Below are 25,695 nucleotides of genomic sequence, written 5' to 3'. Positions count from 1 at the left end.
CCTTACAAGCAACTGGTCAGTGCAACCTCGCCCAGCGGGGGCTCGCGCTTCGGCGTCGGCCCCCACACGGCCACACCTATGAAAGGTCAATGAAGACATGAACCTCGGAACCATCTTCCTCTCCGAGACCGTGGGGACGGCGATGCTCGTCCTCCTCGGTACCGGTGTGGTCGCCACGGCGATCCTCACGAAATCCAAGGGCCTCGGTGGCGGCTGGCTGCTCATCAACTTCGGTTGGGGCCTCGCGGTCTTCGCCGGTGTCACGGTGTCCTACGCCTCCGGCGGACACCTGAACCCCGCCGTCACGATCGGCTTCCTCACCACGGGGTCGATCGACTTCGGTACGGCGCTCGTCTACTGGGCGGCGCAGATGGTCGGTGCCTTCATCGGTGCCGTGCTGACGTACTTCGCCTTCAAGCAGCACTTCGACCAGGAGGAGGACCCGGGCAAGAAGCTCGGCGTCTTCTCGACCGGTCCGGAGATCCGCAGCTACGGCTGGAACCTCGTGACCGAGGTCATCGCGACCTTCGTCCTCGTCTTCGTCGTGATGTCCTTCGGCAAGACCGGCCCCGACGCGGTGGTCATCGAGGGCGTGCCCGGAGGACTCGCAGCCCTTGGCGCCCTTCCCGTCGCCCTGCTCGTCGTCGGTATCGGTGCCTCCCTCGGTGGCCCGACCGGCTACGCGATCAACCCGGCACGTGACCTCGGTCCGCGCATCGCCCACGCCCTCCTCCCCATCAAGGGCAAGGGCAAGAGCGACTGGTCCTACGCCTGGGTGCCGGTCGTCGGCCCCCTGCTCGGTGGTGTCCTCGCGGCCCTCGCCTCGATGGTGCTGCTCCCGGCCGTCTGACCTGACGCTGCGGCGGTGACCGGACACGATCACCGCCGCGGCACCCCGGGGTACCGGTTCCGGTGCCTCACTTCGCAACGCACGCAACGAAGGAGTATCCAATGGCGGACTACGTCATCGCAATCGACCAGGGGACGACGAGTTCCCGGGCCATCGTCTTCGACAAGAGCGGATCGATCGTCTCGACGGGCCAGCTCGAGCACGAGCAGATCTTCCCGAAGGCCGGCTGGGTCGAGCACAACCCGAACCAGATCTGGAACAACACCCGCGAGGTCATCGGCCAGGCGCTCAGCAAGGCCAACATCACCCGGCACGCCATCGCGGCCATCGGCATCACGAACCAGCGCGAGACCGCCGTCGTCTGGGACAAGACCACCGGTCAGCCCGTCTACAACGCGATCGTCTGGCAGGACACGCGCACGCAGGACATCGTGAACCGCCTCGCTGCGGACGGTGGCGTCGAGCGCTTCAAGAAGACCGTCGGCCTGCCGCTGGCGACCTACTTCTCCGGCACGAAGATCGTCTGGATCCTCGAGAACGTCGAGGGTGCTCGCGAGAAGGCCGAGGCGGGCGACCTCCTCTTCGGCACGACCGACAGCTGGGTCATCTGGAACCTCACCGGTGGTGTCAACGGCGGCGTGCACGTCACCGACGTCACCAACGCCTCGCGCACGCTCTTCATGGACCTCGAGACCCTGCAGTGGGACGACGAGATCCTCAAGGCGTTCGGCGTCCCGAAGTCGATGCTCCCGGAGATCAAAAGCTCCTCCGAGATCTACGGCCACGCGTCCGACGACAGCCTCCTCCGCGAGACGCCGATCGCCGGCATCCTCGGCGACCAGCAGGCGGCGACCTTCGGTCAGGCCGCATTCCAGCAGGGCGAGGCCAAGAACACCTACGGCACCGGTAACTTCATCATCTTCAACACCGGTGAGGAGATCGTCCACTCCGAGAACGGTCTGCTGACGACGCTCGGCTACAAGCTCGGCGACGCGAAGCCGCACTACGCGCTCGAGGGTTCGATCGCCGTGACCGGTTCGCTCGTCCAGTGGCTGCGCGACAACCTCGGCATGTTCTCCTCCGCTCCCGAGGTCGAGGCGCTCGCCAAGACCGTCGAGGACAACGGTGGCGCGTACTTCGTGCCGGCGTTCTCCGGGCTGTTCGCGCCGTACTGGCGTCCGGACGCCCGCGGTGCGCTCGTCGGGCTCACCCGCTACGTCAACAAGGGCCACATCGCCCGGGCCGCCCTCGAGTCGACCGCGTTCCAGACGGCCGAGGTCATCGACGCCGTCAACGCCGACTCTGGTGTCCCGCTGACGGAGCTCAAGGTCGACGGCGGCATGACCGCCAACGACACGCTCATGCAGTTCCAGGCCGACATCCTCGGCGTCCCGGTCATCCGACCGGTCGTCGCGGAGACCACGGCGCTCGGCGCGGCCTACGCGGCCGGTCTCGCCGTCGGCTTCTGGTCCGACCTCGACGACCTCGCGAAGAACTGGCAGGAGGACAAGCGCTGGGAGCCCAACATGGACTCCGCAGAGCGCGACCGCCTCTACCGCAACTGGAAGAAGGCCGTCACGAAGACCTTCGACTGGGTCGACGACGACGTGCAGTAGTCACGACCGACCGGAACGGCCCGTCCTCCTCGCGGAGGGCGGGCCGTTCTATCGTGGTCCGTTCGCCCATCTTCGGGCGACGGAGCCCTCGTTCGCCCGAAGATGGGCGAACGGACGGCGGGATCAGACGGGGCGGAGGAGTCCGACGCGGTCGTAGACCTCGGCGAGGGTCTGCTCGGCGACCTCGGTCGCGCGCGCGGCGTTGACCGCGAGCAGGCGGTCGAGCTCGGCAGGGTCGTCGAGGAGTTCGAGCGCCCGGGCACGGACCGGCTCGAGTTCGCCCACGACGACCTCGGCGAGGCCCTTCTTGAGGTCGCCGTAGCCACGACCTTCGAACTCGCCGACGACGGCCTCGATGGGAGAGCCGGTGATCGCGGAGTAGATGCTCAGCAGGTTCGAGACACCGGGCTTCTTCTGTGCGTCGAAGGCGATGACGCCGTCGTTGTCGGTCACGGCACGCATGATCTTCTTCTGCGTCACCTTCGGCTCGTCGAGCAACCAGATGATCCCTGCCGGGGTCTCGGCGGACTTGGACATCTTCGACGTCGGGTTCTGGAGGTCGTAGATGCGCGCGGAGTCCTTCTGGATCTGCGCCTTCGGGACGACGAAGGTGTCGCCGAAGCGGGCGTTGAACCGCTCGGCGAGGTCGCGCGTGAGCTCGATGTGCTGGCGCTGGTCGTCGCCGACCGGCACGATGTCGGTCTGGTAGAGCAGGATGTCGGCAGCCATGAGGATCGGGTAGGCGAAGAGCCCGACCGACGAGGCGTCGCGCCCGTGCTTGGCCGACTTGTCCTTGAACTGCGTCATGCGCGCGGCCTCACCCATGCCGGTGATCGTGTTGAGCACCCAGGCGAGCTGCGCGTGCGCCGGGACGTGCGACTGGACGTACAGGGTCGACGCCGAGGGGTCGATGCCTGCGGCGATGTACTGAGCGGCCGTGCGACGGGTCTTCTCGCGGAGCTCGGCGGGGTCCTGCGGCACCGTGATCGCATGCAGGTCGACGATGCTGAAGAAGGCGTCGTGCTCCTGCTGCATCTGCTTCCACTGCAGGAGGGCACCGATGTAGTTGCCGAGGTGGAGCGAGTCGGCGGAAGGCTGCATGCCGGAGTACAGGCGTGGCTTGGTCATGTGGGTTCTCGCAGAGGGATGAGCGGCCGGAGCCGGGGCACGGAGTGGTGGGGTGGCGTGATGCCGGAGGGTCAGACGGCGTAGTCGACGACGACGGGGGCGTGATCGGACCATCGCTGGTCGTATGCCGCGGCTCGGTCGATCGTGTAACCGGACGCGAGCGCCGCGAGCTCGGGGGTGGCGAGCTGGTAGTCGATGCGCCATCCGGTGTCGGTGTCGAAGGCCTGGCCGCGCTGGGACCACCAGGTGTAGGGACCGGGGACCTGACCGGCGGACTGGCGTCCGATGTCGACCCAGCCGAGGCCGGTGCCGGTCACGCCGTCGACGCCCGTCACGGTCTTGCCCGCCGGGCCGAGGTAGCGGTCGAAGTAGGACCGCTCGGCAGGCAGGAAGCCGGCACGCTTGACGTTGCCCTTCCAGTTCTTGATGTCGAGCTCGGTGTGGCCGACGTTGAGGTCGCCGACGACGAGGGACAGCGGGTTGTGCTCGCGCAGTGCGGGCAGCCGCTCGAGCATCGCCTCGAGGAAGCGGAACTTCTCGACCTGCTTGGGGGTGTCGACCTCGCCGGAGTGCACGTAGGTGCTCACGACCGTGACGAGGGTGCCGTCGATGTCGAAGTCGGCCTCGATCCACCGACCCGCGCTGTCGAAGTCGTCCGCTCCGAGGGCGACGCGGTGGATGCCCGCCGAGCGACGGCTGACGATCGCGACGCCGGCACGCCCCTTCGCGGTCGCGGCATCGTGCAGGATGTTCCACTCCGGTCCGAAGAGCGTCTCGAGGTCGCTCGTCGCGGCGCGGACCTCCTGCAGGGCGAGGATGTCGACCCCGCGGTCTTCGAGCCAGTCGCCCATCCCCTTGCGGAAGGCCGCGCGGACTCCGTTGACGTTGACACTGGCGATGCGGAGGGGTGCAGACATGCCTCCAGCTTAGTCGCGGGGGCCGACAGCGCCCTGGCCCCGGCGTCCGCCCGGGCGTCGGCGATGGGGAGGGTCCGACGCGTCCGCCGCTGGCGACTCGGGGGCTTCGCCGTGCTCTCGGATGAGCTCGGCCGAGGCCTCCTCGGCGTGCCGGACGCGCCGGCGGGCGAACCAGACCGCCGGGCCCTTGGCGCGCCGGAGGGATTCGCGAGCCTCCCGCAGTTCCGCCTCGGCGATCAGTCTCCTGGCCGCCAGCTCTTCGGCCGCCTGCTCCTCCGGCGTCGTCGTGCGCACACTGATGCCCTGGTCGTCGAGCCCCACGGCGATCCACGCGGCGGAGGCGAGGATGACGCGGCTCACGAGGTTGAACCACAGCATGAGACCGATGAACACCGCGAAGGTCGCGAGCAACGGGTTCCGGGAGGCCCCGGCGATCACCGCACTGCTCGCGACGCTCAGGAGCGAGAGCACCAGGCTGCCGAGGAGCGCGCCGCCGAAGAGGTTGCGCCACGGGATCCGGATCCGGCTGAGCACGCGGTACATGGCGCCGAGGGTGACGAGGTTCACGACGACCGCGACGACCAGACCGACGATCCGGCTGCCGACGGTCACCCAGAAGGTGCCCTCCAAGCCGACGAGCGACAGCAGCCAGCTGAGTGCCTGGGTGCTGGCGACCGACAGCGTCGCGGAGACGAGGAGGAGGACGCCGAAGGCGAGCGCCAGGACGAAGTCGACGACCTTCAGCAGGAAGAAGCTCGCGGCGACCTTCGGGAGCGCGAAGATCGACCTGACCGCCTGCCGGGTGTAGTACAACCAACCGATCGCCGTCCAGATGAGACCGACGGCGGCGATGACCCCGGTCCACCCGAGCAGGGAGGCGCTCGACAACTGCTCCTCGGCGATGATGCCTTCGCCGTCGGTGCCGATGAGGCCGGGGACGGCGCGGTTGATGATCTCCACCAGCGCTTGGAAGACCTCGGCGTTGTTGCCGAGCCAGATGCCGGTGATGGCGAATCCGACGTAGACCGCGGCGAACACGGCGAAGACGGCCTGGAAGCTGATCCCGGCGGCCAGGAGGTTGCCGTCCATGGCGAGATACCGATGGATGACGCGGTAGGGCTTCAGCCGCATGACCCAGGTCGTGGCGCGCTCCGCCCTCGCCGCGCGGGGCGCGAGTCGTCGGATGAACGGGTTCTCGCTGTTCTGGATCCACTGGAACACGAGTGGCGGTGGTGTCTGCTGCAGCCGCACCCTGGGGGTGGTGTTGACGTCCGGTGCGTCGGCGGATTCCTTCCTCGGCGCACGCGGATTGGTCACCGCACCAGCCTACAAGCGGGCCGGACCGGGGGAGAGGCGGTGCACTAGGGTCGAACCATGCGCGAGGCGGAGGGGCAACGCACGTTCACCGGCACCGGCGTCGGACGTGGCGTCGTCGCCGGTCCCGTGCTCCGCATGCCGGAGCCGCTGCCCGAGCCGAGTGCCGACCCGTTCGGCGGGGACGTCGCGCTCGAACAAGCCAGGGCCGTCGCTGCACTGAGTGCGACGCGGGCCGACCTCGAGGAGCGGGCACACCGAGCCGGCGGCCATGCGCAGGACGTGCTCGAAGCGCAGGCGGTCATGGCTGACGATCCGGCCCTCGCGGCGGATGTCGCGACGCGCATCGCGGGCGGGCGTTCCGCGGAGCGCGCGGTGTTCGAGGCCCTGGCGACGGTCCAGCAGGTCCTCTTCAACCTGGGGGAGCCGATGGCGGCGCGTGCGACCGACGTCGGCGACGTCTCGCAACGGGTCATCGCGCGGTTGCTCGGCCGACCTGTCCCCGGCCCACCCGAGTCGGACGAGCCGTTCGTCCTCGTCGCCGCGGACCTCGCGCCGGCAGACGCCGCGCTCCTCGATCTCGAGCGGGTGCTGGCGCTCGTCACGAGTGGCGGCTCGGCGACCTCGCACACGGCCATCCTCGCGCGCGAGCAGTCCCTCATCGCCGTCGTGGGTGTCGCCGGAGCCGAGCAGTTCGAGGACGGTGAGATCGTGCTCGTCGACGCCGGAGCCGGGGTCGTCACCGGGTCGCCGACGAAGCGCGAGGTGCGGTCGGCCAGGTCCACCGCGGCCGAGCGCGTGCGGGTCTCACCGCGCTCACCGGGCGAACTCGCCGACGGCACCCCGGTGCCCCTGCTCGCGAACCTCGGGTCCGTCGCCGGCGCGGCCGGTGCCCTCGCCCTCGGCGCTGAGGGGGTCGGGTTGTTCCGCACCGAGCTGCTCTTCCTCGACCGCGCGGAAGCACCGGGCGTCGCCGAACAGGCTGACCGCTACGGCGAGTTGCTCGCGGCGTTCCCGGGCAAGCGGATCGTCGTCCGGGTGTTCGACGCCGGAGCCGACAAGCCGCTCGCCTTCCTCCGACCGGACGAGGCCGAGCCCAACCCGGCGCTCGGGGTGCGGGGTATCCGGGCGCTCCGCGCTCGTGACGAGGTGCTCCGAGACCAGCTCACGGCGCTCGCGCTCGCACAGGATGCCCACGAGGCGGACCTCTGGGTGATGGCCCCGATGATCGCCGACCTGCCCGAGGCCGCGGCGTTCGTGACCCTCGCCAAGCGGCTCGGCCTGCGGACGGTCGGGACGATGATCGAGGTGCCGTCGAGTGCGCTGCTCGCCGCGCAGATCCTCGGGGTCGCGGATTTCGTGAGCATCGGGACCAACGATCTGACGCAGTACACGCTCGCGGCGGACCGTCTCCTCGGGCCGCTCGGCTCGTATCAGGACCCGTGGCACCCGGCCGTGCTGCGGCTCGTCAAGCTCGTCGGCGACGCCGGTCTCGCCTCAGGGCGCTCGATCGGCGTCTGCGGGGAGGCTGCAGCGGACCCGGCCCTCGCGGTCGTGCTCGTCGGCCTCGGGGCGACGAGTCTCTCGGTCACCCCGGCCGCGCTCGGCGACGTCCGGAGCGAGCTGCGCCGCTACACGCTCGAGGCGGCCCGCGCCATGGCCATGGACGCCCTGAGCGCGGCGTCACCAGCTGAAGCCAGAGCTGCCGCGCTGGCCTGACGTCGCACGACGCACGGGTCGTCCCGCACGAACACGTCCGGCCCAGCGCAGTGCGCTGGGCCGGACGGACGAACCGGGTGTGGGCTAGGAGACCTTGCCGGAGATCATGGCCTGCTTGACCTCGGCGATCGCCTGCGTGACCTGGATGCCGCGGGGGCACGCCTCGGTGCAGTTGAAGGTGGTGCGGCAGCGCCACACGCCCTCCTGGTCGTTGAGGATGTCCAGGCGGACCTGCGAGGCGTCGTCGCGGGAGTCGAAGATGAAGCGGTGCGCGTTCACGATCGCCGCCGGGCCGAAGTACTGACCGTCGGTCCAGAAGACGGGGCACGACGAGGTGCACGCGGCGCACAGGATGCACTTCGTGGTGTCGTCGAAGCGGGCGCGCTCGGCGACCGACTGCACGCGCTCCTTGTTCTTCTCCGCGGGCTTGCCCGGCATGAGGAACGGCTGCACCTCGCGGAACGACGCGAAGAACGGGTCCATGTCGACGACGAGGTCCTTCTCGAGCGGCAGACCCTTGATCGCCTCGACGTAGATCGGCTTCGAGATGTCGAGGTCCTTGATCAGCGTCTTGCAGGCGAGGCGGTTCCGGCCGTTGATCCGCATGGCGTCGGAGCCGCAGATGCCGTGCGCGCAGGAGCGACGGAACGTGAGGGTCCCGTCCTGCTCCCACTTGATCTTGTGGAGCGCGTCCAGGATGCGGTCCGTCGGGAACATCTCGACGTCGAAGTCCTCCCAGCGCGGCTCGGCGTCCACGTCCGGGTCGAACCGGCGGATGATCAGAGTGACCGTGAAGGACTGGATCTCCTCCGGGGCCGCGGCCGGCGGGTTCTCGAGCGTTGCAGTGCTCATCGCTAGTACTTCCTCTCCATCGGCTGGTACCGCGTGATGACCACGGGCTTCCAGTCGAGCCGGATGTGATCGGCCGCGTCGGACGAGTGCGGGTCGCCGGACAGGTACGCCATCGTGTGCTTCATGTAGTTCTCGTCGTCGCGCTTCGGGTAGTCGTCGCGCATGTGACCACCACGGCTCTCCTGACGGTTGCGAGCGGAGTAGACGACGACCTCGGCGAGGTCGAGCAGGAAGCCCAGCTCGATCGCCTCGAGGAGGTCGGTGTTGAAGCGCTTGCCCTTGTCCTGGACGGCGATGTTCTGGTACCGCTCGCGCAGGTTGTGGATGGTGGCGGTGACACCGGCGAGGGACTCGTCGGTCCGGAACACCTGGGCGTTGCGGTCCATCTCCTCCTGCAGCTCCTTGCGGATCGTGGAGATCCGCTCGGTGCCGTTGGAGTTCCGCATCTGCTCGATGAGGCCGGAGACGAAGCCGGCGGGGTTCTCGGGCAGCGGCGTGAAGTCGACGCCCTGGACGTACTCGACGGCGTTGTTGCCGGCGCGCTTGCCGAACACGTTGATGTCGAGGAGCGAGTTCGTGCCGAGTCGGTTCGAGCCGTGGACGGACACGCACGCGCACTCGCCGGCCGCGTACAGGCCGGGGACGACGGTGTTGTTGTCGCTCAGGACCTCGGCCTTGACGTTCGTCGGGATGCCGCCCATGGCGTAGTGCGCCGTCGGCATGACCGGGACGGGCTCCGTCACCGGGTCGACGCCGAGGTAGGTGCGCGCGAACTCGGTGATGTCGGGCAGCTTGGTCTCGAGGACCTCGGCACCGAGGTGGGTGCAGTCGAGGTAGACGTAGTCCTTGTTCGGTCCGGCACCGCGGCCTTCCGCGACCTCCTGGACCATGCAGCGCGCGACGATGTCTCGCGGGGCGAGGTCCTTGATGGTCGGGGCGTACCGCTCCATGAAGCGTTCACCGCTCGCGTTCCGGAGGATCGCACCCTCGCCTCGGGCTCCCTCGGTGAGGAGGATGCCGAGACCGGCGAGGCCGGTGGGGTGGAACTGGAAGAACTCCATGTCCTCGAGCGGGAGACCCTTGCGCCAGATGATCCCGACGCCGTCGCCCGTGAGGGTGTGTGCGTTCGAGGTCGTCTTGTAGATCTTGCCGAAGCCACCGGTGGCGAAGATGACCGCCTTCGCCTGGAAGACGTGGATCTCGCCGGTGGAGAGCTCGTACGCGACCACACCGGACGGCTTGTCGACGCCGTCGACGTTCGTCATGATCAGGTCGAGTGCGTAGTACTCGTTGAAGAAGTTGATGCCGAGGCGGACGCAGTTCTGGAACAGCGTCTGCAGGATCATGTGGCCAGTGCGGTCGGCCGCGTAGCAGGCGCGGCGGACCGGCGCCTTGCCGTGGTCGCGGGTGTGGCCGCCGAAGCGACGCTGGTCGATCTTGCCCTCGGGGGTGCGGTTGAACGGCAGACCCATGTTCTCGAGGTCGATGACCGCGTCGATGGCCTCCTTCGCGAGGATCTCCGCAGCATCCTGGTCGACGAGGTAGTCGCCGCCCTTGATGGTGTCGAAGGTGTGCCACTCCCAGCTGTCCTCCTCGACGTTCGCGAGCGCAGCGGCCATGCCTCCCTGCGCCGCTCCCGTGTGGGACCGCGTCGGGTAGAGCTTGGAGATGACGGCCGTCTTCGCTCCGGGGCCGGCCTCGATCGCGGCGCGCATGCCGGCACCGCCGGCACCGACGATCACGATGTCGAACTGGTGGTAATGGATGCCGTCGATGACGGTGGACTCGGTGGTTTCTGTAGTCACGGTTTCCGTTGCTCGGTCTCGGTTGCTCAGTTGGCGGGGCAGAACGACGCGAGCAGGTCTGCAGGTGCGCCGGCGGGGCACGGGTCGAAGGTGAAGACGACCAGGGTCCCGAGGATGATGAGGATGGTGACGGCGGCGAGGATCGCGACCTTGAGGACACCGCGGATCGTGCGACCCGTGGCGTAGTCGTTGACGATGGTGCGCATGCCGTTGCCGCCGTGGATCAGTGCGAGCCACAGCATGGCGACGTCCCACCACTGCCAGAAGGGGTTCGACAGCTTGCCGCCGACGAAGGCGAAGTCGATGGCCTTGATGCCGTCGCCGACCATGAGGTTGACGAACAGGTGGCCGAAGATGAGGACCAGCAGGATCACGCCGGAGACGCGCATGTAGATCCAGCCCCACTTCTCCCAGTTGACGCCCTTGCGGCGCGCGGGACGAGCGGGGGTGCGGGGAGCGGCGATCGTCGTCATCAGTGGCCCATCTCGCTGAACACGTTGATCAGGTGGCGCGGCGTGAAGCCGAGCATCGTCACGACCCAGAGACCGATGACGATCCAGAACATGGGCCGCTGGTACTTGGTGCCCTTCGACCAGAAATCGATGAGGATGATGCGGATGCCGTTGTACGCGTGGTAGGCGATGGCGGCGACGAGCGCGACCTCACCGAGCCCCATGATGGGGTTCTTGTACGTGCCGATGACCGCGTTGTACGCCTCGGGGGAGACCCGCACCAGCGCGGTGTCGAGGACGTGCACGAGGAGGAAGAAGAAGATGGCGACGCCGGTGATCCGGTGGAGCACCCACGACCACATGCCCTCACGGCCCCGGTACAGGGTGCCGGCCGGGCGTTTGGATGTCGTGGATTCCAACGGTGACGTTCGCGTGAGACTCGCGGTCACGAGGTCCTCCCTGATAGTCGCTATCTGCGGCAGATCGTTCTGCCGTGCGGGGGTTGTTGCCTGCCGTGCGTCGAATCGGCGCGCTGGACCAAGTGTAGGCGTGGGATGCGCGGTCCCGCCGCTAAGGCTGGCCTAACTGTCTCGACGTCGAGAGAGGCCGGACACCTGCGCGACGACCGGGCGACACCGGGTGTTCACAACCAGTTCCGTCGCTTGAACACCTTGTAGAGGATGACGCTCGTGGTGGCCATGAGCGCGAGCGCCATCGGGTAGCCGAACCACCACGACAACTCCGGCATGTGGGTGAAGTTCATGCCGTAGATCCCCGCGATGAGACTCGGGCCGAACAGGATGGCGGCCCAGGAGGAGATCTTCTTCACCTCGTCGCCCTGCTTGAGGCTCGCCTCGGTCATCTTCGCCATCTCCTCGTTCTGGCGTTGCCCGACGAGGGTGCTGTTCACGGTCAGGATGTCGCGCAACAGCTCGCGGTAGGCGTCGATCCGTTGGTTGACGCTCGTGAGGTGGTCGGCGACGTCGCGGAGGCCGCGTTGCAGTTCGTCGGCGACCCCGTACTTCGCGCTGCCCTGCTCGAGCGACAGCATCACGTCGCTGAGCGGGTGCGTCGCCCGTTCGAAGGCGATGACCTCGCGGGAGAGCTGGTAGATGCGGCGGGACACCTGGGATTCGCCGACGAAGACCTGCTCTTCGATCTCGTCGATGTCGTTCGAGAGCCCGGCGACGACCGGACCGTAGCCGTCGACGACGGCGTCGATGATGGCGTACAGGATCGCCTGCGGACCATAGGCGAGGAGTTCGTGCTCCTGCTCCATCCGCGCCCGCACGTGCGACAGGTCGGGGGACTCGGCGTGCCGCAGGGTGATGACGAAGTTCGGGCCGACGAAGACGTGCAGCTCGCCGAACTCGACGGTCTCGGTCTCGTCGACGTAGTTGGCGGCCCGGAGGACGACGAACAGGACGTCGTCGTACCGCTCGATCTTCGGTCGCTGGTGCGCGGTGATGGCGTCTTCGACGGCGAGCGGGTGGAGACCGAACTCCGCCGCCAGGACGCCGAGCTCGCCGGCGTCGGGCCGGTAGAGCCCGATCCACGCGACGCCGTCCGGGGTCTCGTGGAGCGCGCGGAAGGTGTCCTCGAGCGAGGTGAGCGTCGAGCTACGGGAACCGTGGCGGTAGATGCAGGCGTTGACGATGCTGTTGCGCCCGTCGAGGTCCGCGGCGTCAGGCGGGCCGACGGGGGCCGGCGGAGCCTGCTTGCTGCCGAAGGACGGGATCGGGATCCCGAGGACGTTGCGTCCAGCCATGCTCGTACCGTTCTTTCTCATGCTCGATCTGGCGCTCATCGTAATCCCGTCACATGACGGTTCCGTGCCGTCGTCCTCAGGCTGGAGCCTGGCGGTACGCTCGGGGGATGACCACGCCCCTCGAACGCTTCTACGCGGTGATCCCGGCCGGCGGCATCGGCAGTCGTCTCTGGCCGCTCTCGCGGGCCGACGCGCCCAAGTTCCTGCACGACCTCACCGGCTCCGGCAGCACGCTGTTGCGCGCCACCTGGGACCGCCTCGCGCCGATCGCCGGCGACCAGCGCATCATGGTCGTCACCGGGCGTGCGCACCGCGCGGCCGTCGAACAGCAGCTGCCCGACCTCGCCGACGCCAACGTGGTGCTCGAGAGCGAGCCGCGCGACTCGACCGCCGCGATCGGGCTCGCCGCAGCGATCCTCGTCCGTCGCGAACCCGACGTCATCGTCGGCTCGTTCGCCGCCGACCACGTGATCCGCGGCGACCGCCTGTTCCGCGCCGCCGTCGCCCAGGCTGTCACGGCTGCCGAGGAGCGCTACATCGTCACGATCGGCATCCAGCCCACGGAGCCCGCCATCGGCTTCGGCTACATCAAGAGCGCCCGCGACCTCGGCATCCGCGGGGCCGAAGGGGTCATGCTGGTCGACTCCTTCGTCGAGAAGCCCGACCTCGCCACGGCCAAGCGGTACGTCTCGAGCGGCGAGCACCTCTGGAACGCCGGGATGTTCATCTCGCGGGCCGACGTCCTCCTCGAGGAGATCGGTCGGCAGAAGCCCGAACTCCTGGCGGGCCTCCTCGAACTCGCCGAGGTCTGGGACGACGCGGCGGCCCGCGGACCGGTCGTCGACCGCGTCTGGCCGGCGCTCGAGAAGATCGCGATCGACTACTCCGTGGCGGAGCCCGCCGCGGCTGCCGGTCGCATGGCCGTCGTGCCGGCGCACTTCGACTGGGACGACGTGGGGGACTTCGCCTCGCTCGCCAAGCTCAACTCCGGTGGGCGCAAGTCCGACCTCGCCATCCTCGGCGAGAACGCGCGGGTGTTGTCGGACGCCTCCAGCGGCATCGTCGTCAGCCAGACCGGTCGGGTCATCAGCCTCATCGGCGTGCAGGACATCGTCGTCGTCGACACCCCGGACGCCCTGCTCGTCACCACGAGCGCCAACGCGCAGCGGGTGAAGAGCGTCGTGGACGCCCTCAAACTGTCCGGTCGCGACGACGTCCTCTGATCGGCGACCGACGGTGACCGCGCTGCGCGAGCTGCTCCTGCAGGCGGGCGCGCGTCTCCAAGCCGCAGGTGTGCGTGACGAGGCCCTGGCAGAGGTGTACACACCCCGCGGGCTCCCGCTCGTGAAGCGGGCACCCGCGCTGCGGCCGATCGGCCGGGCGTGGCGCCTCGGGGTCGTCCTGCTCTCGGCCGACGGTCGCCTCTTCACCGCCGCCGAGTCCACCCGGGCCGTGGAGCCGAAGTGGTTCAACCACCGCTCCTCGGAGGTCGAGCACCGTCGGATCGCGCAGCAGGCGGCCCATCGCGGTCCGTTCGCCGAGGGCGACGTCGTGAACTTCGAGGTCGTCGAGCTCGCGCTGGACGAGGGGTCACTCCGGGAGGGGTCGGGTCCGCTGCGACTCGTCGACGATACGGTCATGCTCCGCTGGGCCGGGCACGACCTCGGGCTCACCCCGCTCGACGCATACCTCGACGACCGGGTGTCACTCCTCATCGGCGAGTGACCCGTTCGTTCGCCCGTCTTCGGGCGAACGAACCGGGCGATCAGACCGCGGGGCCGAACCACTCCGTGTAGAGCCGCCAGAAGTTGCGGTTGCCGTAGGCGCTGCAGGCGTCGCCAGTGCCCGAGACGTTCGCGAGGGCTGCAGCGTTCGGTTGGTACGGCGTGTAGAGGTAGAGGTTGGCCGTCGCCTGGTTGCGGATGTCGACCTGGGTGCCGCCGCAGGCCGCATCGGGGCTGTACTGGATGTAGACCGATCCCAGGTGGTACGCCCGCTGGTAGGACTCACCCGGCACGTTGAGCGGGTACAGCGTGTACTGCCGGAACTGCCATGCGGAACGGTAGACCTGGTTCTGGAACCCGAAGTAGTCCGCGTCGCAGCTCGCGCTGAAGTTCGGGCCGGTGTCGGGGCAGCCCCAACCCATGGCGCGCGCGTAGCCGTACTCGCTCGGGCCGGTGATGAGCGACTGCTCCTTCTGCATGAGGACGAGCAGCACCTTGGGGTTGATCCCGCACGCGTGCGCGACCTTCGCGACGATCCTCGCCGCCGACTCGTTCACGGCGCCGCGGTAGGCCTCGCAGTGTCCGGGCTCGGCAGCCGGGACGGACTCGGTGCTGGCACGGAAGTCCGCCAGGCACGGCACGCCGTCCTTCGGGGTACAGGGCTGGGAGGCGAAGAACGCCTGGACGTCCGCCTCGCTCATGGCGTTCGCGTCGTAGAAGTTCTCGTCGCTGATGATCTCGCCCGGGTCGAAGTCCGTACCGCGGACCGTGGGCGGTGTCGGCTGGGCAGGCTTGCTGGGAGCCGGCGTCGTCGGCTTCGTCGGTTTCGGGGTCGCCGTCGAGGGCGTGGTCGGCGAGGGACTCGGGGTGGGCGTCGGCGTCGTCTGCGTCCGGCTCAACTGCGAGCTCGCAGCGGCCGCGGTCGTCGGCGTGGTCGGCAGTGCGCCGAGCGCGACGAGCGCACCGATGCCGAGCGCGGTGAGCAGCGCGGCCGCGGCCGATCGATGCGTACGGCGACGCCGCGCGGGCGAGGGGACCGACGGAGCACGCATGACGACCAGCCTAATCGGGACCGGTGACGCGAAGGGCTTGCGGCGGTCGACAACCGACGGATAGCCTGAGATCACTGTGAAGAACTGAGCGAATCGACGTCCCGCGCCTGCGGCAGACCATCACGAACGTGATGCGCCCGGCGGGAATCCATCGAGGTACGCCAGACGCTTCCAGGTCCGCCCAGGAGTTCGAGCCCAGCGCTCGCTCCTGACGTGTCGGACGACGACCGTACGCGGCGTGCCCCATCTCGAAAGGGGCCTCCATGCGAGCACCCATGACCCACGCAACACCAGTCCACCGTCGCGCCGCATCGACCTTCGGGCGATCCATCGACATCCAGCAGCTCCGCGCGGACGGCGTCACCCGCTCCTACGGCGACCGCGTCGTGTTGCGCGACTTCGACCTCGTCGTGTCGGCCGGGGACCGTCTCGGCCTGATCGGCGAGAACGGCGCGGGGAAGTCCACGCTGCTGCGCATCCTCGCCGGGATCGACGAGCCGGACGACGGCGAGGCCGTCCGCCCGGTTCGCACCGGCATCCTCATGCAGGAACTCGAACTTCCGGACGACACGACGGTCGGCGAGCTGCTGGAGCAGGCGCTCGGCGAGGTTCGGGCCGTCGAGCAGGAGCTCGAGACGTCGGCGGCGGCACTCGGTGAGACGGGTTCCGCCGGTGATGGTTCCGCCGAGCAGCGGTACGCCGCCGCGCTCGATGCGGCGGAACGCGCCGACGTCTGGACGGCGGACGCCCGGTTGGACGCGGTCGTCGACGGCCTCGGCATCGCCGCGATCGAACGGTCGCGACGACTCGGTGGGGTGAGCGGGGGACAGCGATCCCGCTTCGCCCTCGCCGCGCTCCTCGTCGCCAGACCGACCGCGCTGCTGCTCGACGAGCCGACCAACCATCTGGACGACGAGGCGGTCGCCTTCCTCCGCGGCCACCTGTCGGAGTGGCCGGGTCCGGTGCTCTTCGCGAGCCACGACCGCGCCTTCCTCGACGAGGTGGCGACGGGGCTCGTCGACATCGATCCGTCCCGCCCGGTCCCCGTCGGCGAGGCATCACCCGTCGTGGAGTTCGGCGGGCCGTTCAGTGAGTACCTCGGCTGGAAGGCAGCGGAACTCGACCGGTGGTCGACGCGTTACGAGGAGGAGCAGGCCGAGCTGCGACGGCTCGCGTCCGCGGTGCACGACGTGGCCCCGCGGATCAACCACGATCGGGGCATCCGCGACAACAACCGGATGGCGTTCGGCATGCGCGGCGACCGCGTCGAGCAGCAGATCAGTCGGCGGGTGCGGAACGCGCAGCTCCGACTCGAGGTCCTCGAGCGCGAGCAGGTGCGGCGCCCGCCTCGCCAACTCTCGTTCGCTGGGATCCCGAGCGGCTCGACGGTCCTCGACGAGGGGGAGCAGCTGCTCGACCTCGCCGACGCCCGCGTCGATGGCCGGCTGCACCTCGAACGCCTGCAGCTGGAACCCCGGTCGCGGGTGCTGGTCACCGGGGCGAACGGTTCGGGGAAGTCGACGCTCCTGGCGGTCCTCGCCGGGTCGCTGCGCCTCGATGCGGGGACGCTCCTCCGGCGGAAGGGGCTCCGCGTGGGGCTCCTCGAGCAGGACGTCGCGTTCCCGGACACGGAGCGATCACCTCGGGAGGTCTACGACCGGACGCTCGGCGAGGCGCGTGCAGCGCGCACCCCGCTCGCGGGTCTCGGGCTCCTGGCACTTCGCGACCTCGACCGTCCGATCGGCCAGCTCTCCGTCGGGCAGCAGCGCCGTCTGGCCCTGGCGCTGATCATCGCGAGGCCTCCGCACCTGTTCCTCCTGGACGAGCCGACGAACCACCTGTCGCTCGCGCTTGCGACGGAGCTCGAGGACGCCCTCGGCGACTACCCGGGGGCGGTCGTCATCGCGAGCCACGACCGGTGGCTCCGTCGGCGCTGGGCCGGCGACACCCTGACGCTGGACCGCCGCTGACCGGGACCCCGGTCGGTTCGGCCTGGGCACCGAGCAGCGCTCGGTGCCCAGGCGGGAACCACAGGCACCCGGAGCGCAAGCCGGGCAGACGGGCGGCTCGGCCTGCTCACCTGCGCAGCGACGACCAGCCCCGATGCGCGTCTGCGCATTGCCGTGTTTCCGGCGCATGACGCCGGTGCCACCGTTCTGTAACGCTTCGGTCGCGAAGCCGGGATCGTCCGTTCGGCAGTCGTCGCATTGGGTAACGTAACCCCATACGCCCCGTGACCCGCGGGGCTGCATCTTGGAGGCTACCTTGGCAATCTCAACTCGGAAGGCCGCTGCGGGCGCAATCGCCGGCGTCGGTCTCATGGCACTGCTCGCCGGCTGCGCATCGGCTCCCAGCACCGGCGACGGCGGCTCGACCGGTGCCGCATCCGACTTCCTCCCGTGCATGGTCTCCGACGCCGGTGGGTTCACCGACAAGTCGTTCAACCAGCTCGGCTACGAGGGTCTGACCGAGGCGGCGAAGGAGCTCGGCGTCGAGCCCATCACCGTCCAGTCCGACAAGGCCGACGACTACAAGCCGAACCTGCAGAGCCTGGCCGACCAGGGCTGCTCGCTCATCGTCAGCGTCGGCTTCGCCCTCTCCGCCGACACGGTCGACGCAGCACTCGCGAACCCGGACGTCGACTACGCGATCATCGACGACGCGGCCGACAACGACTTCGACGGCAAGGTCGACGCCCCGAACATCAAGCCGATCCTGTTCGACACCGTCCAGGCCGCGTTCCTCGCGGGCTACGCGGCGGCCGACTACTCGAAGACCGGCGTCGTCGGTACCTTCGGTGGCCAGCCCTTCCCGTCCGTCCAGATCTTCATGGACGGCTTCGCCGAGGGCGTCGCGTACTACAACGAGCAGAAGGGCAAGAGCGTCCAGGTCGTCGGTTGGGACGTCGCCGCTCAGACCGGTTCCTTCACCGGTGGCTTCGAGGCGAACGACACCGCCAAGCAGCTCGCCCGCACGCTCATCGACCAGAACGCCGACGTGCTCCTTCCGGTCGGTGGCCCGATCTTCCTGAGCGCGATCGCCGAGATCCAGGAGACCGGTAAGGACATCGCCATGATCGGTGTCGACGCCGACCTGTACGAGACGAACGCCGAGAACAAGGGCCTGTTCCTCACCTCCATCCTCAAGGGCATGAAGGCCGGCGTCGCCGACACCGTGACCGAGGCCGGCGGCGGCAAGTTCGACGCCGCCGCGTACATCGGCACCCTCGAAAACGAGGGCGTCGGCCTCGCGCCGTTCCACGACTTCGAGTCCAAGGTCTCCCCGACCCTGGCCGACGAGCTCGAGACCATCAAGAAGGGCATCATCGACGGTTCCATCAAGGCGACCTCGGTCTCCTCGCCCGTCAAGTAGTCCCTCTTCACCCGGGCCCTCGCCCGGGACTCCGGGGGGAGGCCGCGATCTGCGGCCTCCCCCCGCTTTGTTCGCGGCACGGTCGGACGGCGATCCCGACCGCCTGTGCCGACCTTCGACACGTGACTAGATTGGGACCCATGAAGCTCGAGCTCCGCGGCATCACCAAACGGTTCGGTGCACTCACCGCCAACGACCACATCGACCTCACCGTCGAACCGGGGGAGATCCACTGTCTCCTCGGCGAGAACGGTGCAGGCAAATCCACCCTCATGAACGTCCTGTACGGCCTCTATCAGGCCGACGAGGGCGAGATCCTCCTGGACGACGTCGTCCAACACTTCCAGGGCCCCGGCGACGCCATGGGCGCCGGCATCGGCATGGTGCACCAGCACTTCATGCTCATCCCCGTCTTCACCGTCGCCGAGAACGTCATGCTCGGCCACGAGCAGACCAAGGGCGGTGGCCGCCTCGACGTCGCAGCGGCCCGCAAGCTCGTCATCGACATCTCCGAGCGGTTCGGCTTCAGCCTCGACCCGGACGCCATCGTCGGCGACCTCCCGGTCGGAGTGCAGCAGCGCGTCGAGATCGTCAAGGCGCTCTCCCGCAACGCCAACGTCCTCGTCTTCGACGAGCCCACCGCCGTGCTCACCCCGCAGGAGACGGACGAGCTCATGGCGATCATGAAGCAGTTGAAGGACGAGGGCACGTCCATCGTCTTCATCACCCACAAGCTGCGCGAGGTCCGCGAAGTCGCCGACCGCATCACCGTCATCCGGCTCGGCAAGGTCGTCGGCGAGGCCTCGCCCACCGCGACGAACGCCGAGCTGGCGTCCCTCATGGTCGGGCGTCCCGTCGAACTCACGGTCCACAAGGAGGCGCCGAACCTCGGCGACACCACCTTCACCGTGCACGACCTGTCCGTCGTCGACCACCTCGGCCAGCTCGTCGTCAACGGCGTCAGCTTCGAGGTGCGCGAGGGCGAGGTGCTCGCCATCGCCGGCGTCCAGGGGAACGGGCAGACCGAGCTCACCGAGGCGATCCTCGGGCTGCAGCCGCACACCAAGGGCAGCATCAAGCTCGACGGTGTCGAACTCGTCGGGTCCACCCCGCGCAAGGTGCTCGACGCCGGCGTCGGGTTCGTGCCGGAGGACCGATCCGAGGACGGGCTCGTCAAACAGTTCACCATCGCCGAGAACCTCATGCTGGACCGATCGACGGGTGCACCCTTCGTGAAGGGCGGCAACGTCCAGCGCGGATTCCGCGACGAGTTCGCACGCGAGAAGTCGCAGGAGTTCGACGTCCGGTCGCAGGGCATCGAGTCGCCGGCAGGCTCCCTGTCGGGCGGCAACCAGCAGAAGGTCGTCCTCGCCCGTGAGCTCAGCCGTGAGCTGCGGCTGTTCGTCGCCGCACAGCCGACCCGCGGGATCGACGTCGGCTCGATCGAGTTCGTGCACAAGCGCATCGTCGCCACGCGCGACGCCGGCATCCCCGTCATCGTCGTGTCGACCGAGCTCGACGAGGTCGTCGCGCTCGCCGACCGCATCGCCGTCATGTACCGCGGCGGCATCGTCGGGATCGTCCCGGCATCGACCCCCAGAGAGGTCCTCGGCCTCATGATGGCCGGAGAACTCCCGGCAGGAGCAGCAGCATGAGCGAGACGTCCCACACCCCGCCCGGAACGGTCCAGCCGGTGGCACCGGGTGAGGCGAAGCCCGACACGACCCAGCCGCGCTCGAACAAGGTGCTCGCCGAGATCCTCAACTCGAGCATCGTCATCTCGATCCTCGCCGTCGTCCTGGCGATGGTCGTCGGTGCGATCCTCATCGCGCTGACCGATCCGAAGGTCCACACCGCCGCCGGGTACTTCTTCGCGCGCCCGGGCGACACGATCGCGGCGGTCTGGCAGTCGGCGACCGGTGCGTACGGCGCGCTCTTCCAGGGGTCGATCTACAACTTCAAGCGCCCCGACTTCCTGAACGGCATCCGCCCGTTGACGGAGACGCTGACCTTCGCGACCCCGCTGATCCTCGCCGGACTCGGTGTCGGCCTGGCGTTCCGGGTCGGCATGTTCAACATCGGTGGACGCGGTCAGATGCTCATCGCCGCCGCCTGCGCCGGATGGGTCGGCTTCACGCTCGACCTCCCGCCCGTGGTGCACCTGCTCGTCGCGATCGCCGCCGGCATCATCGGTGGCGCGTTCTGGGGCGGCATCGTCGGCATCCTGAAGGCCCGCACCGGCGCGCACGAGGTGATCATCACGATCATGCTCAACTACGTCGCGTTCTACCTCATCACCTTCATGCTCTCCACGCAGGGGCTGTTGCAGGCTCCCGGGTCGAACGTGCCGAAGAGCGCGGCGATGGCGGAGAACGCCGTCCTGCCCAAGCTCCTCGGTGACCGCTACAACCTGCACGCCGGTTTCCTCATCGCGATCCTCGCGGTCGTGTTCGTGTGGTGGTTGTTCAGTCGTTCGTCGATCGGCTTCCGCTTCCGCGCGGTCGGTGAGAACCCGAACGCAGCGCGCGTCGCGGGTATCGACGTGAAGAACACCTACGTGTACGCCATGCTGCTCTCCGGTGGACTGATCGGTCTCGCCGGCGTCTCGCAGGTGCTCGGAACGGTGACCTCCGGGTTCGACAACGGCATCGACGCCGGCATCGGCTTCGACGCCATCACCGTCGCGCTCCTCGGACGCAGCCGGCCGGGCGGCATCCTCATCGCCGGCATCCTGTTCGGTGCGCTCAAGGCCGGTGGGTACTCCATGCAGGCCACCCAGGGCGTCAACGTGCCGATCGACATCGTGCTCGTCCTCCAGGCACTCATCGTGCTGTTCATCGCGGCTCCGCCGCTCGTGCGGGCGATCTTCTTCCTGCCGAAGCCCGACGGTTCGACGCGCCGAACGCGTCGCTCCGCCAAGAAGGAGGTGTCCGCATGAGTGGATTCACGCTCGACAAGCAGACGCCGCAGCCGGCTCCCGACGCCCCGATCGTCCTCGAGACGGTCGTCGTCCGGAGCTGGAAGGCCCCGATCGCGTTCGGGATCTTCACCGTCATCGCGTTCCTGTTGTTCGTCATCTGGCACCGCGACGGCAACAGCACGTTCCGGCTCTCCAGCGACGGCGACGTCATCCAGCTGCCGACGGTCGTGCTCCCGTCCACGGTCACCGGCATCGTCGTCACGATCCTCCTGGCCGCCATCGCGGCACTGAGCGCGTACCTCGTCACGACGGGCAAGAAGGTCCCGCTCTGGCTCATCACAGTGTTCGGTGTGCTGTTCATGGTCGGGTTCCTGTCGTGGGCCGCCGCGGGCAAGGCGATCCCGATCACCGGGCTCCTGCTCGGCACGGTCGCCCTGAGCGTCCCGCTCATCTTCGGTGCGCTCGGCGGCGTCATCTCCGAGCGGGTCGGCGTCGTGAACATCGCGATCGAGGGCCAGCTGCTCGCCGGCGCGTTCTCGTCCGCCTTCGTCGCCTCGGTGACGGGGAACGCCTTCCTCGGGCTCGTCGCGGCGATGATCGCCGGCACGCTCGTGAGCTTCCTGCTCGCGGCGTTCTCGATCAAGTACCTCGTCGACCAGGTCATCGTCGGTGTGGTGCTCAACGTCCTCGTCGTCGGACTCACGAGCTTCCTGTACTCGCAGGTGCTCACGAAGAACGAGGCGCTCTTCAACAGCCCGCCGAAGTTCCCCCGGATCAACATCCCGATCCTCAGCGAGATCCCGCTCATCGGGCCTGTGCTGTTCCGCCAGACGATCATCATCTACCTGATGTACATCGCCGTGGCCGTGGTCTTCTTCTGCCTGTTCTACACGCGCTGGGGCCTCCGCCTCCGCGCCGTGGGTGAGCACCCGCAGGCGGCCGACACCGTCGGCATCAACGTGAACCGGACGCGGTTCTGGAACGTCGCGCTCGCGGGCGCGATCGTCGGCCTCGGTGGGGCGTACTTCACCCTCGGCTCGGTCGGTGCGTTCAACAAGGAGATGACGGCGGGTGCCGGCTACATCGCGCTCGCAGCGGTCATCTTCGGACGCTGGGACCCGCTCAAGGCGACGCTCGCCGCGCTGCTGTTCGGCTTCACGCAGAACCTGCAGTTCGCGTTGAGTGCCATCGGCTCCCCGGTGCCGAGCGCGTTCATGCTCATGCTGCCGTACGTGGTGACGATCTTCGCAGTCGCCGGACTCGTCGGCATCTCCCGCGGACCGGCAGCCGCCGGCAAGCCCTACGTGAAGGGCTGACCGTGAGCGACACGACGACCACGCCACACGTCGACTGGGAGGCGCTGCACACCGCGGCCCGGGAGGCGATGGGTCACGCCTACGTGCCCTACAGCCGGTTCCCGGTCGGCGCGGCTGCCCTCGTCGACGACGGCCGGATCATCTCCGGCTGCAACGTCGAGAACGCCAGCTACGGCCTGACACTGTGCGCGGAGTGCGCGCTCGTCTCCGCCCTCCATATGTCGGGCGGAGGACGCCTCGTGGCGTTCGCCTGCGTCGACGGCAAGGGCGAACGCCTCATGCCGTGCGGCCGATGCCGACAGCTGCTGTACGAGCACTCGACGGCGGGCATGCTGCTCGACACCGTCTCCGGCATCCGCACCATCGACGAGGTCCTGCCGGACGCCTTCGGACCACGTCAACTCGAGGAGTACCACGCATGAGTTCCGTAGAAGCATTCGACGTCGTCGACCTCATCCGCACGAAGCGCGACCGCGGAGAGCTGTCGACGCCGCAGATCGACTGGCTGATCGACGCCTTCACCCGCGGCTACGTCGCCGACGAGCAGATGTCGGCGCTGGCGATGGCGATCCTGCTGAACGGCATGGAGCGGCGCGAGATCCGCGACCTCACGATGGCGATGATCGCGAGTGGCGAGCGGATGAGTTTCGCGTCGCTCGACAAGCCGACCTCTGACAAGCACTCGACCGGCGGCGTCGGCGACAAGATCACCCTGCCGCTCGCCCCGCTCGTCGCCGTCTTCGGCGTCGCGGTGCCGCAGCTGTCTGGCCGCGGGCTCGGGCACACGGGTGGGACGCTCGACAAGCTCGAGAGCATCCCCGGCTGGCGTGCGGCGTTGACGAACGACGAGATGATGGCGCAGCTGGCGGACGTCGGCGCGGTCATCTGCGCCGCCGGCTCCGGTCTCGCCCCGGCCGACAAGCGTCTGTATGCCCTGCGCGACACGACGGGCACGGTCGAGGCGATCCCGCTCATCGCGTCGAGCATCATGTCGAAGAAGATCGCCGAAGGCACTGGTGCGCTCGTCCTCGACGTCAAGTTCGGCTCCGGCGCCTTCATGCAGGACTACGAGCGTGCCGAGGAACTGGCGCGCACGATGGTCGCGCTCGGGACGGACGCCGGTGTGGCGACGACAGCACTGTTGACGGACATGAACGTCCCGCTCGGCCTCGCGATCGGCAACGCGAACGAGGTCCGCGAGTCCGTCGAGGTCCTCGCGGGTGGCGGTCCGGCGGACGTCGTCGAGCTGACGCTCGCCCTCGCGCGGGAGATGCTGACCCTCGCCGGGCAGCCGGACGCTGACGTCGAGGGCGCCCTCGCGGACGGTCGGGCCATGGACGTCTGGAAGCGCATGATCCGCGCACAGGACGGCGACCCGGACGCACCGCTGCCGGTCGCCAAGGAGACCCACGTCGTCACGGCTTCGCGCGACGGCGTGCTGGCGACGCAGGAGGCACTGCCGTTCGGCATCGCGGCATGGCGCCTCGGTGCCGGTCGGGCCAGGCAGCAGGACCCGGTCATCCACGCGGCGGGCATCGACCTGCACGCGAAGCCGGGCGACGAGGTCCGGGCCGGACAGCCGCTCTTCACGCTGAGTGCCGACGATGCGGCACGCTTCCCGCGGGCGCTCGAGGCCCTCGACGGCGCCTACACGATCGAGGACACGGCTCCGCCGCGCGGCCCCATCGTCCGGGCCCGCATCGAGGCCTGACGGCCGCCCGTTCGCCCCGTGTGGTTGTCCAATTCTGCTTTGGACCGCCACACGGGGCGAATGGATACCCGCTGACCCTGCTCCACAGCGACCCCGCCGGCTGGCGCGTGCCCATCAGTCGGTCGGAGTGACGCGCGGGGCGGGACCGGCGTCGAAACTCGGGGGATGGCCTTTCGGAAACCGCTCCCGCCTACTGCCGCCGGCGCGCTCTCGACAGCGGCGGCGATGCAGCACGGAGTCACTCGAGCGCAACTCCGCAATCCTGAACTGGCCGCCCCGTTTCGCGGGGTCCGGCTGGCCGCGAGTGGGTTCGATGCAGAGGATCCCGTTCAGCTGGCGCGAGCGTACCTGCCCAAGCTGCCGCTCGGGTCCGTCTTCAGCCATCACACGGCTGCATCGGTCTGGGGGCTACCGTTGCCCGACGGAACACGGCCGCCGTCGCTGCACGTGACGACCCCGCCACCGGGCAGGGCGAGACGTGGGGTAGGAGTCATCGGACACCGGTCGGTGCTGTCCGAGACGGAGATGGCCGTGCGTTTCGGATTGCCGGTGACGACCCCCGCTCGCACCTGGTGCGATCTGGCGAATCTGATCGATGTCCCGGGGCTCGTCGCCGTGGGCGACCGGTTGTTGTGGTTCCAGGACCCGCTGTGCACCAGGCGAGAACTCGAGGATGCCGTCGACGTGACGCGCGCCGGTGTCCGCTCCCTTCGTGCAGCGCTTCCACTGCTGTCGGACCGTTCCCAATCGCACCGCGAGTCCATGCTCAGAGTGCTCATCGTGCTGAGTGAGTACCCGTTCCCGTTTCCGTCGCCGAATCATGAGTTGACGCTCCGGCCCGGCGGACGGCGGGTGCGTCTGGACCTCGCGTTCCCGACCCAGCAGCTCGCTCTCGAATACGAGGGCGACCATCACCGGACGAACCGCACCCAGTGGCGCATCGACATTCGTCGGATCGACGACCTCGAAGCTGCTGGATGGCACATCATGCGTGTCACGGATGACGATTTGCGTGACGGCGCCGACCTGCTGGATCGACTCGCCGTCCGTCTCCGCGGCCGAGGCTGGCGCCCCTGATCGCTACACATTCGCCCCGTGTGGTCATCGCGGCGTGTGCCGGACAGCCACACGGGCGAACCGGCGAGGACAGGCCATGTCGCGCGGTGAGCGTGAGCGGTA

Annotated in this window: 22 protein-coding genes; 13 read left to right on the top strand and 9 right to left on the bottom strand. The window is 68.7% G+C overall.

What is annotated here, in order from left to right; all coding sequences use genetic code 11:
• Nucleotides 1–97: 97 nt before the first annotated feature.
• On the top strand, nucleotides 98–850 hold the full coding sequence (locus tag IFR14_RS14575) for an MIP/aquaporin family protein (RefSeq protein ID WP_079002885.1): 753 nt from the start codon (nucleotides 98–100) through the stop codon (nucleotides 848–850).
• A 101-nt stretch (nucleotides 851–951) separates the two neighbouring features.
• Nucleotides 952–2,466, top strand: coding sequence for a glycerol kinase GlpK (glpK, locus tag IFR14_RS14570; protein WP_079707342.1), 1,515 nt, complete (start codon nucleotides 952–954; stop codon nucleotides 2,464–2,466).
• Between the two features lie 123 nt (nucleotides 2,467–2,589).
• On the opposite strand, the gene trpS is transcribed toward glpK, so the two are convergent.
• From trpS to IFR14_RS14555, 3 genes are all read right to left on the bottom strand, one after another.
• Entirely contained in the window at nucleotides 2,590–3,594 is a 1,005-nt protein-coding gene (trpS, locus tag IFR14_RS14565; protein ID WP_191941494.1) for a tryptophan--tRNA ligase, read from the bottom strand.
• A gap of 71 nt (nucleotides 3,595–3,665) precedes the next feature.
• Nucleotides 3,666–4,511, bottom strand: coding sequence for an exodeoxyribonuclease III (locus tag IFR14_RS14560; RefSeq protein ID WP_191941493.1), 846 nt, complete (start codon nucleotides 4,509–4,511; stop codon nucleotides 3,666–3,668).
• Nucleotides 4,512–4,520: 9 nt separating this feature from the next.
• Nucleotides 4,521–5,828: a YhjD/YihY/BrkB family envelope integrity protein gene (locus tag IFR14_RS14555; protein WP_191941492.1), complete on the bottom strand. Its 1,308-nt coding sequence runs from the start codon at nucleotides 5,826–5,828 to the stop codon at nucleotides 4,521–4,523.
• A 57-nt stretch (nucleotides 5,829–5,885) separates the two neighbouring features.
• On the opposite strand from IFR14_RS14555, the gene ptsP reads away from it, so the two are divergent.
• Nucleotides 5,886–7,544: a phosphoenolpyruvate--protein phosphotransferase gene (gene ptsP / locus IFR14_RS14550; protein WP_191941491.1), complete on the top strand. Its 1,659-nt coding sequence runs from the start codon at nucleotides 5,886–5,888 to the stop codon at nucleotides 7,542–7,544.
• A gap of 84 nt (nucleotides 7,545–7,628) precedes the next feature.
• Here the strand turns inward: ptsP and IFR14_RS14545 are convergent, their stop codons facing one another.
• The 5 genes from IFR14_RS14545 to corA all read right to left on the bottom strand — a co-directional run bounded on the left by IFR14_RS14545 (nucleotide 7,629) and on the right by corA (nucleotide 12,421).
• Complete coding sequence (locus IFR14_RS14545) at nucleotides 7,629–8,396, bottom strand: succinate dehydrogenase iron-sulfur subunit (RefSeq protein WP_064294822.1); 768 nt, start codon at nucleotides 8,394–8,396, stop codon at nucleotides 7,629–7,631.
• 2 nt (nucleotides 8,397–8,398) lie between these two features.
• Nucleotides 8,399–10,201: a succinate dehydrogenase flavoprotein subunit gene (sdhA, locus tag IFR14_RS14540; protein WP_086474106.1), complete on the bottom strand. Its 1,803-nt coding sequence runs from the start codon at nucleotides 10,199–10,201 to the stop codon at nucleotides 8,399–8,401.
• A 26-nt stretch (nucleotides 10,202–10,227) separates the two neighbouring features.
• Nucleotides 10,228–10,674 (bottom strand): succinate dehydrogenase hydrophobic membrane anchor subunit, encoded by a 447-nt coding sequence (locus IFR14_RS14535; RefSeq protein ID WP_064294824.1) that lies wholly within the window; start codon nucleotides 10,672–10,674, stop codon nucleotides 10,228–10,230.
• A complete protein-coding gene (sdhC, locus tag IFR14_RS14530) occupies nucleotides 10,674–11,102 on the bottom strand; it encodes a succinate dehydrogenase, cytochrome b556 subunit (protein ID WP_255376691.1) in 429 nt (142 codons plus the stop codon). Before sdhC ends, IFR14_RS14535 begins: the two co-directional genes overlap by 1 nt.
• A 194-nt stretch (nucleotides 11,103–11,296) precedes the next feature.
• A complete protein-coding gene (gene corA, locus IFR14_RS14525) occupies nucleotides 11,297–12,421 on the bottom strand; it encodes a magnesium/cobalt transporter CorA (protein ID WP_085512255.1) in 1,125 nt (374 codons plus the stop codon).
• Between the two features lie 107 nt (nucleotides 12,422–12,528).
• Between corA and IFR14_RS14520 the strand changes: the two genes are divergently transcribed.
• Both IFR14_RS14520 and IFR14_RS14515 read left to right on the top strand, forming a co-directional pair.
• Nucleotides 12,529–13,644 (top strand): mannose-1-phosphate guanylyltransferase, encoded by a 1,116-nt coding sequence (locus IFR14_RS14520; protein WP_064294827.1) that lies wholly within the window; start codon nucleotides 12,529–12,531, stop codon nucleotides 13,642–13,644.
• 13 nt (nucleotides 13,645–13,657) lie between these two features.
• Nucleotides 13,658–14,146, top strand: coding sequence for a hypothetical protein (locus tag IFR14_RS14515; protein ID WP_191941490.1), 489 nt, complete (start codon nucleotides 13,658–13,660; stop codon nucleotides 14,144–14,146).
• Nucleotides 14,147–14,186: 40 nt separating this feature from the next.
• Here IFR14_RS14515 and IFR14_RS14510 read toward each other — a convergent pair whose 3' ends face one another.
• On the bottom strand, nucleotides 14,187–15,197 hold the full coding sequence (locus IFR14_RS14510) for a hypothetical protein (protein WP_191941489.1): 1,011 nt from the start codon (nucleotides 15,195–15,197) through the stop codon (nucleotides 14,187–14,189).
• 263 nt (nucleotides 15,198–15,460) lie between these two features.
• On the opposite strand from IFR14_RS14510, the gene IFR14_RS14505 reads away from it, so the two are divergent.
• The 8 genes from IFR14_RS14505 (at nucleotide 15,461) to IFR14_RS14470 (ending at nucleotide 25,593) form a co-directional block, all read left to right on the top strand.
• Nucleotides 15,461–17,167, top strand: a complete 1,707-nt coding sequence (locus IFR14_RS14505; RefSeq protein ID WP_249407026.1) for an ABC-F family ATP-binding cassette domain-containing protein — start codon at nucleotides 15,461–15,463, stop codon at nucleotides 17,165–17,167.
• 295 nt (nucleotides 17,168–17,462) lie between these two features.
• Nucleotides 17,463–18,569 carry a BMP family lipoprotein gene (locus tag IFR14_RS14500; protein ID WP_198425059.1) on the top strand — a complete coding sequence of 369 codons (1,107 nt, stop codon included), beginning with the start codon at nucleotides 17,463–17,465 and terminating at the stop codon, nucleotides 18,567–18,569.
• Between the two features lie 140 nt (nucleotides 18,570–18,709).
• Nucleotides 18,710–20,224: an ABC transporter ATP-binding protein gene (locus IFR14_RS14495; protein ID WP_124769712.1), complete on the top strand. Its 1,515-nt coding sequence runs from the start codon at nucleotides 18,710–18,712 to the stop codon at nucleotides 20,222–20,224.
• On the top strand, nucleotides 20,221–21,507 hold the full coding sequence (locus tag IFR14_RS14490; protein WP_191941488.1) for an ABC transporter permease: 1,287 nt from the start codon (nucleotides 20,221–20,223) through the stop codon (nucleotides 21,505–21,507). Before IFR14_RS14495 ends, IFR14_RS14490 begins: the two co-directional genes overlap by 4 nt.
• The gene (locus tag IFR14_RS14485) at nucleotides 21,504–22,805 is read left to right on the top strand and encodes an ABC transporter permease (protein WP_191941487.1); all 1,302 of its coding nucleotides are present in this window, start codon (nucleotides 21,504–21,506) and stop codon (nucleotides 22,803–22,805) included. The genes IFR14_RS14490 and IFR14_RS14485 overlap by 4 nt, the downstream gene beginning before the upstream one ends.
• A gap of 2 nt (nucleotides 22,806–22,807) precedes the next feature.
• Complete coding sequence (locus IFR14_RS14480; RefSeq protein ID WP_191941486.1) at nucleotides 22,808–23,227, top strand: cytidine deaminase; 420 nt, start codon at nucleotides 22,808–22,810, stop codon at nucleotides 23,225–23,227.
• Nucleotides 23,224–24,516 (top strand): thymidine phosphorylase, encoded by a 1,293-nt coding sequence (locus tag IFR14_RS14475; protein ID WP_079707328.1) that lies wholly within the window; start codon nucleotides 23,224–23,226, stop codon nucleotides 24,514–24,516. The genes IFR14_RS14480 and IFR14_RS14475 overlap by 4 nt, the downstream gene beginning before the upstream one ends.
• A gap of 549 nt (nucleotides 24,517–25,065) precedes the next feature.
• Entirely contained in the window at nucleotides 25,066–25,593 is a 528-nt protein-coding gene (locus IFR14_RS14470) for a hypothetical protein (protein ID WP_137243425.1), read from the top strand.
• The last annotated feature ends 102 nt before the right edge of the window (nucleotides 25,594–25,695 follow it).

Source organism: Plantibacter sp. CFBP 8775, assembly GCF_014839505.1.
Taxonomy (GTDB): Bacteria; Actinomycetota; Actinomycetes; order Actinomycetales; family Microbacteriaceae; genus Plantibacter; species Plantibacter auratus.
The sequence above is the reverse complement of the archived record's forward strand: the minus strand, read 5'-3'. Positions and strand labels throughout refer to the sequence as shown.